The sequence below is a fragment of the Mesorhizobium sp. M0195 genome, from assembly GCF_040322115.1.
Lineage (GTDB): Bacteria > Pseudomonadota > Alphaproteobacteria > Rhizobiales > Rhizobiaceae > Mesorhizobium.
In genome coordinates, this window is the sequence record NZ_JAMYSV010000014.1 from 80,002 (window position 1) to 93,542 (window position 13,541).

A 13,541-nucleotide genomic window follows, 5' to 3' on the forward strand; every position below is an offset into this window, starting at 1 on the left:
ACGGCGAAGAGACGCCGCTTGAAGCCGAGGAGAAGAAACATGCCGATCATCAATGTCAGCGTCACCGGCAAACCCGACACCGGTTTGTCAGCCGCCATTGCCAAGGAGGTAACTGAACTGTCGGCCATGCATCTGCGCAAAGACGCAACGATTACAGCTGTTGCCATTTCCTATCACGACCCCGAGCACTGGTTCGCCGGCGGCAAGTCGCTGGCCGAGCATGGCGCCAACACGGCTTGGCTCGACATCAAGGTTGTCGACGGCACCAACACCAAGCTCGAGCTGGAGGCGTATCTGCAGGCAATTTTTGCCGCATTCGGCCGGCTTCTGGGCAAGGTGCATGAGGAAAGCTACGCCCTCGTGCATGAAGTACCTGCGGCGGCCTATGGCTTTGGCGGCAAAACGCAGGAATTCCGCTTCATCAGCGGAAGGATGAAAGCGGCGTAGCTGCGATAGGCAGCCGAATCCAGTGATGACAGGAGAAAAGGAAAATGGAGCCGCATTGACGTTGATCCAACTTCGGCTAGGTTCTCACCCGAAGCGGCCACTGAAGAGCCGTGACGTGAGATTGTTGGGAGATGCGGCGATGATCCTGACACTGGCGCTGCTTGCGGGTCTTGTCGCGGCCTGGCTGCTGATCGGCGTGGTGGAGACGTTCCGCCTCGGCCTGCGTTTGAGCCAGGCGCTGCTCTACGTGCCGTTCAAGCTCGCCTACCGGATCAGCGACGAGCGCATCAAGATTGCCCGCAAGTCGGCGGCCCCGGTCATCTACGTCGTTTGGCATCAGTCACGCATCGAGCCGGCGCTGATGCTGTCGCTGCTGCCGGAGGACACGCTGCACATCCTCGACCAGGCTTCGGCCAGGTCGCCGTGGCTGGAGCCGTGGCGTGAGCTCGGCCGCACCATCGCCTTCAACGCCGAGCATGTCTTCGTCAGCCGCAGATTGGTGCGGGTGCTGAAGGGCAAGGGCCGGCTCGCCGTTTACCTGCCGGATGCGGTCGAGCCCGACGTCAAGTCGTTTCGGTTGTTTCGCGCCATCACCCGTATCGCCATGCAGGCCGACGCGCGCATCGTACCGATCTTCGTTGCCGGCGCACGCAGCCTGCCGGCTTCACTGACGCCAGCGGACAAGGCGCCCCGCCACTGGTTTCCGCAGCTGTCGATCAGCGTGCTGGAGCCGATGACCATTGCCGAGTTGGTGGCGCGGAATCCCGATCAGGCCTCCAACACAAATGCGTTGTTCGATCGCTTCGCTGAGGCCAGGCTTTTCGGCAACGATCTCGATCGCGGCCTGTTTCTTGCCATGCGCGATGCCGCCGACCGGGTTGGCGCTTCCCATCCAATTGTCGAGGACGTCATTGGTGGCGCGCTGAGCTACCGGAAAATGTTCATCGGCGCCAGGGTTTTGGGCCACCGCTTCGAGGCAATAACGGCGCCGGGCGAAGCGGTTGGGCTGCTCCTGCCCAACGCTAATGGCGTCGTGCTGTCGTTCGTCGGACTTTTGTCGGCTGCGCGGGTGCCAGCAATGATCAACTATACCGCCGGCCCGGCCAGCGTCACCGCCGCCGTCCGCACGGCGATGATCCGCACCGTGGTCTCCTCACGCGCCTTTGTCGAAAAGGCCAATCTCGCCGACATCGTCGAGGCGGTGGAAAAAGGCGGGGCGAAACTGTTGTGGCTGGAGGATGTTCGCGCAAGCGTGACCGTGCTGGACAAGGCCGCAGCCGCCTTGCTGTGGCGCTGGCCGCTGCAGCGCCAGGATGCGGCCAAGCCGGCGGTGATCCTGTTCACCTCCGGCTCGGAAGGCACGCCCAAGGCCGTGGTGCTGTCGCACCGGAACCTTCTTGCCAATGCGATGCAGGCGGAAGCCCGCATCACCATCTCGCCTGCCGACATCCTGCTAAACGTGCTGCCGGTGTTCCACTCGTTCGGGTTGACCGGCGGCACCATCCTGCCGCTGGTCACCGGAGTAAAGCTGTTCCTCTACCCGTCACCGCTCCACTACAAACTTATTCCGGAGGTGGCGCGCAAGGTCCGGCCAACGGTAATGTTCGGCACCGACACGTTCCTCGCCAACTATGCCCGCACCGCCAAGGACGACGATTTTTCCAGCCTGCGCTTCGTCGTCGCCGGTGCCGAGGCGGTGAAGCCGGAGACGCGCCGGGTGTACCGCGAGCGCTTCCAGGCCGAGATCATCGAAGGTTTTGGCTTGACCGAGGCCGCACCGGTGGTTGCCGTCAACACCGCCATCCACGGCCGCGACGGAACGGTCGGGCGGCTGCTGCCGGCCATGCGCATGAAACTCGAACCGGTCGAAGGCATTAGCGACGCCGGCCGGCTGTGGCTCGACGGGCCAAACCTGATGATGGGCTACATGACCGCCGATAGGCCGGGCGAGTTGCAGCCGCTCGAAGGCTGGCACGACACCGGCGATATCGTTTCGGTGGATCGCGAAGGCTTCATCACCATTCGCGGCCGCGCCAAGCGCTTCGCCAAGATAGCCGGCGAGATGGTATCACTTGGTGCGGTCGAGATGCTGGTGCAGTCGCTGTGGCCGGAAGAGCATCACGCCGTGGTGGCAGTGCCGGACAAGCGGCGCGGCGAGCGCCTCGTTCTGGTCACCACCGCCGACAATGCGGATCCCGACGAATTGCGCGAATTCGGCAAAAAAGCCGGGGCGGCCGAACTGATGGTGCCGAACGACATCGTCAAGGTCGAAGAGATCCCGGTGCTGGGCTCCGGCAAGACCGACTATGTCTCGACTAGAAAGCTGGCGCTCGAGAGGCTGGGACTGAGCGCAGCCGCCTGAGGTTTGCTGTCGAAAACTCTAGAGGACCACCACCGACAACAGCAGAATGACGCCGACGGCCATCATCAGCAGGCCCGGCCAGTTCTGCGACAGGCCGAGAAAACGGAGCCCGCGCTGCCGCGGCTCCAGCGTCGGACCTGGTGTTGCGAGATTGGGCGTCGGACTATCCGGCGCGGTGGAGACAGCGGCCGGCTCACTAAGCCGCCCGCGCATGATGGCCGCAACCGCCATATAGACGAGGCCGGCGACAGTCAGTAACGCGCCGATGAGGATGACAGCCATTTCTCCTCGTTTCCGATGGTTTTGCGCCCGATGCGGCAGCTTGCGCGACGTTGACGACGTATCACGACCAGCCGCTCAAACGGACCTACCAACACAAACGGTCTGGCCGCCCAGCAAGTTCCGAAAACGGGTTTTTGAGGTGCGTTCCACAGCGCCGCGTGCTCTGCGAGCCGCTCCCAAGTCAAAATCCGTCAGCCAATGTCCGACGACAGCACCTTCTCGCCTTCGCGCTTGGCGCGTCTCGAATAGGCGCGCACGCTGAACGGCAAGAAGACCAGATAGCCGGCAACCGAGGCCGTCAGCGTATACCAGGGATAAGTCATCAAAAGCAGGACGTAGAGAACGACTGCGAGAATGATCGGCAGCACCCTGTCGCCCGGTATCCTGACGCTCTTGCCGGAATAGACGGGCAATCTGCTGACCAGCAGGAACGCCACCAATATTGTAAAGCCGGTGGCAATGAAGGCCGCCAGGCGGCTGGGTTCAAGCCCAAGCCTGAGGAAGAACAGATAGAGCGGCAGCATCACCAACACCGCACCCGCCGGCGCCGGCACGCCGACGAAATATTCGGTCTGCCACTGCGGACGGTCGAGCTCTTCGTCGAGCACGTTGAAACGGGCAAGCCTCATCCCACAGGCGATGGTGAACAGCAGTGCGGCGATCCAGCCCGGTGAACCTGCCCTGTCGAGTAGAAAGGCATAGAGCACCAGCGCCGGTGCCACGCCGAAATTGACGATATCGGCCAGCGAATCCATTTGGGCGCCGAATTTGGAAGTCGCCTTCAGCATTCGCGCCAGACGGCCGTCGATACCATCGAGGAAGGCGGCGAGCAGCACCATCACCACCGCTGGCTCGAAGCGGCCCTCGAAGCCGAAGCGAATACCGGACAGGCCAGCGCAGATGGCAAGCACCGTGACCAGATTGGGCAGCACCATGCGCATCGGGATTTCGCGAATGCGCGGGCCACCGCCGCCATGCGCCTCGAATTTCTTGAACGGCGGCGCCACCGGTCAGGACACCCGCACGAGCGGCGTTGCAGCAACGCCGCCGAATTCCGCCAGCACCGTCTCACCGCCAACCGCGGTCTGGCCGACGGCGACACGCGGCGTCGCGGTGGAGGGCAGGAATACATCGACGCGCGAGCCAAAGCGGATCAGCCCGAAGCGCTCGCCGGTGCCGATGGCGCCGCCGGCCTCGGCCCAGCAGACGATGCGCCGCGCCACCAGGCCGGCAATCTGCACTGCGGCGACCGTTCCATTGGGGCTTTCGATGACCAACCCGTTGCGCTCGTTCTCGGTGCTTGCCTTGTCGAGTTCGGCGTTGAGGAATTTTCCTGGCCGATGCTCGATCCTGGAAATGCGGCCACGCACCGGAGAGCGGTTAACGTGGCAGGAAAAGACGTTCATGAATACCGAGATGCGGGTCATTTCGCCGCCGCCGAGGCCAAGCTCGCGCGGCGGCACGGCCGGGCCAACCGCCGAGACGATGCCGTCGGCCGGGCTGACAACCAGCCGGTCGTCGATCGGCGTGACACGCTCGGGATCGCGGAAGAAATAGGCGCACCAGGCTGTCAGGATGAGACCGATCCAGAACAGGGTCGAGGAGAAATAGCCAAGAAAGAGCGTCGCCGCGCCGAACGCAGCGATAAAGGGATAACCCTCGCGATGGATCGGAACGAACGCATTCTTGATCGTGTCAACGAGGCTCATGGGATCAGGACAACCTTGGTTCCAAGTCCGGCCTCAATAGCGGAAACACCCCGCGGTCGCAACGCGACAATGGGGGCGGTTGAGGGTTTGGCGGTCGCGCCGCCGTCTCTCAGAACGACCAAGCGAAATCCACTCAGGCACCCGCTGCCGCCGCTTGGTCGAAATACTCGTCGAGCTCGCGCCGATCGGCCTCCGCCAGGCTCTCTTCGTGGCTGCCGCGCAGCTCGGCGCCGTTCGGGGTCGACTGGAGGAAGAATACGTGCCCGTCGGCCATAACCACCCAGTTCACAACCGTGTCGCCTTCCCTGGCCACGACCGAGTTCGCCGAGACAATTGCTTCGGTCGGATCGAACCCGGCCCTGCGTAGCAAGAGGTCGACAGCGACCGGCGCATGATAGGCTGCGGCCAATTCGAGCACCGTTTCTATTGCCTGCGCTTCAACACGGGCAAGTCTCTTGCCGACGCGCGGGGCGCCGGCAGCGAATGGATTCTCGCCTGGACGCGCGACGGACGGATCCTTCGGGGCGATATATTCATAGACGGCCGCATGCGTGGGCGTGGCGACGGCTAGACGCGGCTCCTTGGCATTGGTGCGCAGCTGAAAAGCCAACAGTTTTTCGCCCTCGACGTCCAGCACCCTTGCCATGCCGAGCGCCAGCTTGACCTCGGGCCTAGGCGCCTCGGCGCATGCAAGGCCGACGCCGACATCACGCCAGCCCGTCATTTGATTGACCAGCTTGCCAACAGAACGATGGAGTAGCCTCGGCTGGCGCCGGGGATTGGTCACGGCCAGCTGATGAATGGCTTCTCGGTAGTCGGCATCCTCAACGATTGCGAGTTCAGGCCACGAGTTTATCCAGCGCGCCGATAGAGCGAGCATCGATGCGGCCTGATCGGCTTGGTAGAATAGACGGTCGAGAGTACTGAGCTTATCGTCAGTACCTCCTTCGAAGCCTGTCTGTTCCTCAGTCTCCTCGGGGTGCTCCGCGACCCAGGCAGCCATTTGGTCCAAAGTCGCCAGTTGTCCGTGCGCGCCCATCTCAGCGAGGGCGGTGCGTGCGTCGGCAATGACGGTGTCGAGTTCTTCGCCAGAATTATAGATGAACTGGCTATGGCCGCCATTGTTGACCTCAGCCAAATAGTCATCGGCATGACAGGCCTGCATTGCCTTGTGGCTGATTTCCGTGGAACGGTAAAGGCCTTGCGAGACCATGGCTTCGACGAATTCTCTGACGGCTACAATGAGACCGAAAGGATTGTCGGCCGCGTCTTCCACGACTGAGCGCGGCACGATCACCGAAGATGATGGCTTGCCTGGGAATGACTGCTTGGACCGAGTCGGTGAAATGGTCGCTGATCGCTGAAATTTCTTCTTAGCCCAGCTGGAAAATCTTTCAAACACGCCAAACGCCCTTCCTGCTTGCCACAACAGGATTTCTGCGGGCCAACGTGATTCTTGCATTTGACTTTCCCGTCCGCAAGCACCGGCCGGTTATACTTCTTGAAGAAGAATGACTGAAGGCGCACGGCGCATCGCGCGGTTCCGTGCGGCTACTCAGGTCAAATATAAACGACGCCGTCGCCATCCTCATTGTCGGAACGCAGCACTCTCGCCCGTCCTTGGCAAGACAGCGCCTCTCATCGGCCTTTTCGGCCATGACGATTTGCGCAAACCCGGAGGTTCTCGGCCCATGCAGGAATCAGCAGCTAGGCAAGTGCAAGTGGTGATGAACGGCTTGGCCTTCGGCGAGTCGCCGCGCTGGCATGATGGCCGGCTGTGGTTCTGCAACTGGGGTACGGGCCAGATCATCGCCGTTGAAGCCCTAGGCAACAGTGAGATCGTGCTCACCGTGCCGGCCACCCTGCCCTATTCCATTGACTGGCTGCCGGACGGGCGCCTGCTTGTCGTCTCCGGCCGCGAAGGGCTGATCCTCAGGCAGGAGGCAGACGGGACATTGGTCACCCATGCCGATCTGAGACAACTATCAAAGAGCCCGTGGAACGAGATCGTCGTCGATGGACGCGGCAACATTTATGTCAATGGTGGTGGGCCTGCTCCGGGTCCCGGCCAGCATTTCGGCCCCGGCGCCATCGTGCTGGTCGCGCCTGACGGCTCGGTTCAGCAGGTGGCTGAGAACCTCGCCTTCGCCAATGGCATGGCGGTGACGCCTGACAACAAGACGCTTATCGTTGCCGAATCCCACGCCAACCGGCTGACCGCCTTCGACATCGCTGCCGATGGTGGCCTTTCCAACCGCAGGGTCTGGGCCAATCTCGGCAACGGTTTTCCCGACGGCATCTGCCTCGATGCCGAAGGTGCGGCGTGGTATGCCGATGTTCCGAACCGGCATTGCGTGCGGGTGCGCGAGGGCGGCGCGATGCTCGAAAGCGTCGATGTCGACCGCGGCTGCTTTGCCTGCATGCTCGGCGGCAGCGAGGGAAAAACGCTGTTCATCGTCGCCGCCGAATGGCGCGGCTTCGAACATATGATCAGCGATGCCCGTACCGGCCAAGTGCTCAGCGTCGACGCTACTGCGCCGGGCGCCGGCTGGCCGTAGAGAGCTTACATCCCGGGAATCCGCTGATAGTTGGCAATATCGGCCTTGACGCCAAGTCGCGCAATGGTCTCCTGAGGATTGAAGCCGCTGCGCTCATGCGCAGCCTTGATGATCGGCACGACCTTGTCGACAGCGGCCTGCCCTTCCCATTCGACAATGGTCACGAGGTTGAACTCGCCCGGCCCCGAGAATTGCTCAAGCAGGAAATCTTGGACGAACCCTTGCTGCTGGCGCAGCAATTCATGCGTCATTCGGACCTTGGCAAGAATCTCCTCGCGGGCGTTGGCTGGAACGACAAACTTGTCCACCCGGAATACGCTGCCGCCGCTACCTGCCTGATTTATCCCATTCATGTCGATTGTCTCCGTTTTTGAACGACGCATCTTGCTGCGATCCAAAACGGCCTACGATCTCAACTTAAGTTGAGGTCAAGCACAAATTTTCAGCTCACCTCCGAGGTGCGGCGGCGGACGACGACGCCGAACTCGTCGCTTTCGCGGGCAATGCGTAGCCGCTCCTCGGCCTCGCTTGCCTCGCGCTGGCGGTCCCACATCGATGCATAAAGGCCGCGCTTGGCCATCAAGGCGGCATGGGTGCCGCGCTCGGCGATCCGGCCGTCCTGCAGGACGATGATTTCGTCGGCGGAAATCACTGTAGACAGCCGATGGGCGATGACGAGGGTGGTGCGGCCCTGGCTGACCAGGTCGAGTGCCGCCTGGATCTCCTGCTCGGTGTGGCTGTCCAGCGCCGAAGTCGCCTCGTCGAGCATCAGGATCGGCGGGGCCTTCAAGATGGTGCGGGCAATCGCCACCCGCTGCTTCTCGCCGCCGGAGAGTTTCAGCCCGCGCTCGCCCACCATTGAGCGATAGCCGTCGGGCAGCCGCTCGATGAACGGTCCAATCTGGGCCAGTTCTGCCGCCTTGCGCACATCCTCTTCGCTGGCGCCGATGCGGCCGTAGCGGATGTTGTAGGCGATGGTATCGTTGAACAGCACCGTGTCCTGCGGCACCATGCCGATGGCGGCGCGTAAGCTCTCCTGCGTCACGTCGCGAATGTCCTGGCCGTCGATCAGAACCTTGCCGCGCTGGATATCGTAGAAACGAAACAAAAGCCGCGAAATGGTCGACTTTCCGGCTCCGGAGGGACCGACAATGGCCACCGTCTTGCCTGCTGGCACCTCGAAGCTGATACCCTTCAGGATCTTGCGGTTGGCGTCGTAGGAAAAATGCACGTCACGGAACTCGACATTGCCGGCGCTGACGACCAGTGGCTTGGCGCCTGGCCGATCGACGATCTCGCGCTTGACGTCGAGCAGATCGAACATGTTTTCGATGTCGGTCAGGCCTTGGCGGATTTCGCGGTAGATCATGCCGATGAAATTCAGCGGCACCGAAAGCTGCATGAGCATGGCGTTGACGAAGACGAAGTCGCCGACGCTCTGTGTGCCTGCCTTCACCTCGAGTGCCGACAGCACCATGACGACGGTCATGCCGATGCCGAAGATCACGCCTTGGCCGAAGTTCAGCCAACCAAGCGAGGTCCAGGTCCTGGTCGCAGCCACCTCATAGCGCGCCGTGGAACGGTCGAAGCGTTCGGCCTCCATGACTTCGTTGTTGAAATATTTGACTGTTTCGTAGTTGAGCAGCGAATCGATCGCCTTAGTGCTGGCTTCATTGTCGCTGTCGTTCATCTCGCGGCGGATCGAAATACGCCAATCGCTCGCCCTGACGGTGAACCAGACATAGAGCCAGACCGTGACCGCGATCACCAAGACGTACAGCCAGCCATAGGTGACGGCGAAGATGCCGGCGGTGAGCGCGAATTCGACGATCGTCGGCGCAGTCGCCAGCATGGTGAACCGGACGATCGTCTCGATGCCTTTAGTGCCGCGCTCGATGACGCGCGACAGTCCGCCGGTGCGCCGTTCGAGGTGGAAGCGCAGCGACAATTCGTGCATGTGCACGAAGGTACGGAAGGCGAGCCGACGCACGGCATGCTGGCCGACCCGTGCAAACAGGGCGTCGCGCAGCTGGTTGAAGCCGAGCTGCACCAGCCGCACGGCATTGTAGGCGACGACCAGCATGACCGGCGCCAGCAGAAAGGCCGGCAGCGGCGGCGGCGATTTGCTATCGCCGGCCAGTGCGTCGGTCGCCCATTTGAAGAAATAGGGTCCGGCCACCAGGGTCAGCTTGGCGACGACCAGCAGCACGGTGGCCCACACCACCCGGGCCCTCAGGTCGGCGCGGTCGGCCGGCCACATATAGGGCCAGAGATTGCGCAACGTTCTGAAGGTCGAGCCGGAATCGGCGGAAACGGTTTTCTCGGCCATTCTTGTTTACCTTTTATGTCTTAGCGGCCGGAGCAGTAGGAATCGACCAGCGCGGCCAGCGATGCCGAAACATCGGCGAGCGCGGCGCGGTCGAGCTCATAGCGCGAGCGCTGGCGGTCAGGCTCGAAGCGGATCAGCCCGGCCTCGACCAGGATCTTCAAATGCTGGGAAACGGTGGACTGCGCCAGATCGAGATGCTCGACGACCTCGCGACAGCAGCAGGAACGGCTGGCGGAAAGGTGTTTGAGAATTTCGATCCGCGCCGGATGCGAAAGGGCCGCGAGCCGGACAGCGACAGCGCGGCTATCCGGCGTGCAGTTGGCCGGCGTGCAGTTGGCCGGCGTGCAATTGGCCGGCGCGCGTTCATCTGCCGCCCGGCGTCGGTCCATTACGGGGGGAGATTCGATCATCGTGCATCGGCGATAAACGATGACTGGCCCTGCCGCAAGCTATCCTGATGGGCAGAACGGCTACTCGGTCTTGGCTGGCGCCGTCGTCATCTGGTCGCCCATTGCCTTGAGATCGGCGGGTTCGCCTTCCTTCGATTTCTCCGGCACCTTGAACACCTGTCCCGGCCAGATGCGGTTCGGATTGCTGATCTGGTCCTGGTTGGCGAGATAGATGGTCGAGTAGCGCATGCCTTGGCCATAGACTCGCCGCGAAATCCGCCACAGCGTGTCATGGCGGCGGATAATGACTGCGCCATCGGCATGTTCGAGCTTAGGAGCGACGGTCTCGGGAGTTTCGCCCGAAGGCGTTGTCGCGGCCATTTCGGCCGGGGCCTCGGTGGCGGGAGTGGGGGTGGTTGCGGGCGTTTCGGCGGCTGTTGCCGGTGTAGTCGGCGCGGCTTCGGTCGCTGGCGCATTCGGCTCGGCCGGTTTTATCTCGGCAGGCTTCGGCCCGGCCGGCGCCACGGCGGCAACCGCCTCGCCTGGCTCGCGTTCGAACGGCACGGCGGCACGGGCCACCACGCTCACGCCGTCGGCATCGAGCGCGTCGACATGGATGGTGTAGGTGCCGACCGGGATGTCACGTGTCGCTTCGACCAGGAAGTGGCGGTCGGGCGAGGTCTTCGCGTCGCCGAGCAGGATATCGTTGGCATAGGCGCGCACCTTGCGGCCGGGATCGGTGACGCCGGCAATGAAAATCTTGTTGCCGTCGATTTCGACGGCTTCGACGACGATCTTGGGCTCCGCCGCGGGAGCAGCAGGCGCTACCGGTGTGGCGGGCGCCACCGGAGCCGGTGCGGCTTCAATGGCGGCCGGCGCGGCTGGCGCCGGCGCGGCGGCGGCCGGCAGTTCGGTGCCGGGGGCAGGCAGCGCGGCATCAGATTTTGCCTCAGGGGCCGGAACAGTGAGCAGTTCGGACGGCTTGCCCGGCTCCTCGACCATTGCCAGCACTTGGCCGGTGGAATTCTGGGGGATCGAAACGACGGCGGTCTGCGCCGAGGCGGTCACGACATTGCCAGCCGTCGAGCGCAGCGTGATCGTGTAGTCGCCGGGCTTCAGCGGATCGTCGAGAATAATGGCAAAGGCGCCGTCGGGACCGGCGACCGTCGAGCCGAGCACAGTCGAACCGTTGAGAATCTCGACCTTGGCGTTGGGCGCCGCATTGCCGGCGACGACGATCGAGCCGTTGCTTTCGACGCGCACGATGTCGAAGGTCGGCACGATTGCACCTGCTGCGGTCGGCGCAGCGGGCGCTGCCGCATCGGTGGAGGCCGCGGGCGCAGGCGGCAGCCGCCCCTCGGTCGCCGGAGCGACCGGTTTCGAAGCCGGCGGCGTCAGCGCCGCGACCTCCGCAGGCCGGGTAGAATTGAGATACGGGTCGAGCGCGCCCGATAGATAGGCGGTTCCCGCCGCGGCGACAGAGCCGCCAGCCGCGAACAAAAACGCCTTCAACGGATTAATTGCCATGTTTCCCTGCCCCTTAGCCACCTAATTTGGTCTAGCCTGTTTTACCAAATCCGACAAGAAAAAGCCCGCCCCAGGGCTTGACCATGCCAATAGTCCCTATCACCAATTATAACATGAACACGATTCGATCTGTCTGCGTCTATTGCGGCTCGTCCCCGGGCCGAGATGAAACCTATATCAAGGCCGGACACCTGCTTGGCCGCTCGATCGCCAAGTCCGGCCTGCGTCTGATTTATGGCGGCGGCACTAAAGGTATCATGGGTGCCGTCGCTGAAGGGACATTAAAGGCCGGCGGCAAGGTAACGGGCATCATTCCACGTTTTCTGATCAACCGGGAGGCGACCGAAACCGCGCTTAACCGGCTCGACGAGCTCGTCATCACCGACAATATGCATGAGCGCAAACATAGGATGTTCGAGAAATCCGACGCCTTTGTGGCGTTGCCCGGCGGCATCGGCACGGTCGAGGAGATCGTCGAGATCATGACTTGGGCCCAACTCGGCCACCACCGCAAGCCGATCGTCTTCGGTAACGTCGGAGGGTTCTGGGATCCGATGCTAGCGCTGCTCGACCACATGGCAACGGAAGGCTTCATCCACACGGCGCAACGGGTAAAGCCGCTGGTGGTCGAGGATCCGGAAGCAATCGTCGCCGCCATCATGGTGGCGGGATCGTCCGTCGACGCTCCGACGGAGGGCGTACAGTCGGTGATTGATAAGATGTAGAGTGAACAGTGAATAGTGAAACACAAGACGTTCCAGACCGCGCCTGTCTATCCACTACTGATTATTCACTATTCACTCCTTTCCCTACTGCCTTCCTTAAATCCGCAATGACCGGCCAACCGCCTTTCTTCGTTACGCGGCTCGAGCTGATGCGGAAACGGTCTTGCGCACCGAAGAAAACATCGACCAGGAGTACATCGCCAGTGCTGCCCAGATCAGCCCGAAGGCTATGGCCTGAACACTGCCGAAGGGTTCGCCGAAAATCAGCACCGCGATCAAAAAGACGATGGTCGGCGCGATATATTGCATGATGCCGATGGTGGAGAGGCGCAGCAGCCTGGCGCCGAACGCAAACAACAGCAGCGGCACGGCGGTGACCGGCCCGCAGCCGATCAGCAAGGCGGTGTCGTTCAACGAGCTGGAGACGAAATGATCCTGTCCTGTGGCGATCAGGAAGATGATGTAGCCGAGCGCCGGCACCGACAGCAGCAGCACTTCAAGTAGGAAGCCCTGGCTCGGGCCGATTGGCAGCGTCTTGCGGAAGAAGGCATAGGCGGCAAAGGAAAAGGCCAGCACCAGCGACACCCAAGGCAGCTTGCCGGCGTCGATGGTCAGTACCGCGACGGCGATTGCCGCGAGCACCACCGCCACGACCTGCAGGCGGTCGAGCCGTTCGCCGAGCAGCAGCGCGCCGACAACGACGCTGACCAGCGGGTTGATGTAGTAGCCAAGCGCGGTCTCGATGGTGCGGTCGACCGCGATCGCCCAGACATAGATGCCCCAGTTGACCGAGATCAGCGCCGCCGTCAGCACCGCCATCGAAATGATGCGCGGCGAACGAACTGCCGCTTTGAAATCGGCAGTGCGACCGGCCCAGACCAGGACAGCGGCCGCGATCGGCACCGACCAGACGATGCGGTGGGCGATGACTTCGGCCAGCGGCAGATGTGCGACAGCCTTCATGTAGAAGGGCAGCAGCCCCCAAAGCAGGTAGGCGCCGAGTGCCAGCAGGAAGCCGCGACGAGCTTTGGTGTCGGCCTCGATGTGAAGTGCTTGGGTAGTCATGGGCGAAGGCTATGCGCCAGCGGCTTGCCCAAAACCATCGCAAATTGCTGATGGATCAATGGAGTCTCGCTGATGGTTCAACCCGACCACCAAACATTGAACAATCGCGCCGTGTACGAGAGGGTAAAAGGCCCAACCAACACGACAT

At 62.5% G+C, this 13,541-nt stretch carries 13 protein-coding genes; 4 read left to right on the forward strand and 9 right to left on the reverse strand.

The window, feature by feature from the left end; genetic code table 11:
* Window positions 1–39 precede the first annotated feature (39 nt).
* Entirely contained in the window at window positions 40–447 is a 408-nt protein-coding gene (locus NKJ12_RS23555) for a tautomerase family protein (RefSeq protein ID WP_352705365.1), read from the forward strand.
* Between the two features lie 139 nt (window positions 448–586).
* Window positions 587–2,809 carry an AMP-binding protein gene (locus NKJ12_RS23560; RefSeq protein WP_352705435.1) on the forward strand — a complete coding sequence of 741 codons (2,223 nt, stop codon included), beginning with the start codon at window positions 587–589 and terminating at the stop codon, window positions 2,807–2,809.
* Between the two features lie 18 nt (window positions 2,810–2,827).
* On the opposite strand, the gene NKJ12_RS23565 is transcribed toward NKJ12_RS23560, so the two are convergent.
* The 4 genes from NKJ12_RS23565 to NKJ12_RS23580 form a co-directional block, all read right to left on the reverse strand.
* Complete coding sequence (locus NKJ12_RS23565) at window positions 2,828–3,091, reverse strand: hypothetical protein (protein WP_352705367.1); 264 nt, start codon at window positions 3,089–3,091, stop codon at window positions 2,828–2,830.
* Window positions 3,092–3,282: 191 nt separating this feature from the next.
* Complete coding sequence (locus NKJ12_RS23570; protein WP_352705369.1) at window positions 3,283–4,098, reverse strand: CDP-alcohol phosphatidyltransferase family protein; 816 nt, start codon at window positions 4,096–4,098, stop codon at window positions 3,283–3,285.
* Window positions 4,099–4,101: 3 nt separating this feature from the next.
* Window positions 4,102–4,800: a phosphatidylserine decarboxylase gene (locus NKJ12_RS23575; RefSeq protein WP_352705371.1), complete on the reverse strand. Its 699-nt coding sequence runs from the start codon at window positions 4,798–4,800 to the stop codon at window positions 4,102–4,104.
* A 133-nt stretch (window positions 4,801–4,933) separates the two neighbouring features.
* On the reverse strand, window positions 4,934–6,262 hold the full coding sequence (locus NKJ12_RS23580; protein ID WP_352705372.1) for a DMP19 family protein: 1,329 nt from the start codon (window positions 6,260–6,262) through the stop codon (window positions 4,934–4,936).
* Window positions 6,263–6,491: 229 nt separating this feature from the next.
* Here NKJ12_RS23580 and NKJ12_RS23585 point away from each other — a divergent pair, with 229 nt between their 5' ends.
* Window positions 6,492–7,358, forward strand: coding sequence for an SMP-30/gluconolactonase/LRE family protein (locus NKJ12_RS23585; protein WP_352705374.1), 867 nt, complete (start codon window positions 6,492–6,494; stop codon window positions 7,356–7,358).
* A 5-nt stretch (window positions 7,359–7,363) separates the two neighbouring features.
* Here the strand turns inward: NKJ12_RS23585 and NKJ12_RS23590 are convergent, their stop codons facing one another.
* The 4 genes from NKJ12_RS23590 to NKJ12_RS23605 all read right to left on the reverse strand — a co-directional run bounded on the left by NKJ12_RS23590 (window position 7,364) and on the right by NKJ12_RS23605 (window position 11,603).
* A complete protein-coding gene (locus NKJ12_RS23590) occupies window positions 7,364–7,711 on the reverse strand; it encodes an antibiotic biosynthesis monooxygenase (protein WP_352647426.1) in 348 nt (115 codons plus the stop codon).
* 89 nt (window positions 7,712–7,800) lie between these two features.
* On the reverse strand, window positions 7,801–9,687 hold the full coding sequence (locus tag NKJ12_RS23595; RefSeq protein ID WP_352705375.1) for an ABCB family ABC transporter ATP-binding protein/permease: 1,887 nt from the start codon (window positions 9,685–9,687) through the stop codon (window positions 7,801–7,803).
* 20 nt (window positions 9,688–9,707) lie between these two features.
* The gene (locus tag NKJ12_RS23600; RefSeq protein ID WP_352705377.1) at window positions 9,708–10,097 is read right to left on the reverse strand and encodes an ArsR/SmtB family transcription factor; all 390 of its coding nucleotides are present in this window, start codon (window positions 10,095–10,097) and stop codon (window positions 9,708–9,710) included.
* Between the two features lie 60 nt (window positions 10,098–10,157).
* Window positions 10,158–11,603 (reverse strand): LysM peptidoglycan-binding domain-containing protein, encoded by a 1,446-nt coding sequence (locus NKJ12_RS23605; RefSeq protein ID WP_352705379.1) that lies wholly within the window; start codon window positions 11,601–11,603, stop codon window positions 10,158–10,160.
* A gap of 113 nt (window positions 11,604–11,716) precedes the next feature.
* Here NKJ12_RS23605 and NKJ12_RS23610 point away from each other — a divergent pair, with 113 nt between their 5' ends.
* On the forward strand, window positions 11,717–12,328 hold the full coding sequence (locus tag NKJ12_RS23610) for an LOG family protein (RefSeq protein WP_352705437.1): 612 nt from the start codon (window positions 11,717–11,719) through the stop codon (window positions 12,326–12,328).
* Window positions 12,329–12,460: 132 nt separating this feature from the next.
* Here NKJ12_RS23610 and rarD read toward each other — a convergent pair whose 3' ends face one another.
* Entirely contained in the window at window positions 12,461–13,393 is a 933-nt protein-coding gene (gene rarD / locus NKJ12_RS23615) for an EamA family transporter RarD (protein WP_352705381.1), read from the reverse strand.
* Window positions 13,394–13,541 lie beyond the last annotated feature (148 nt).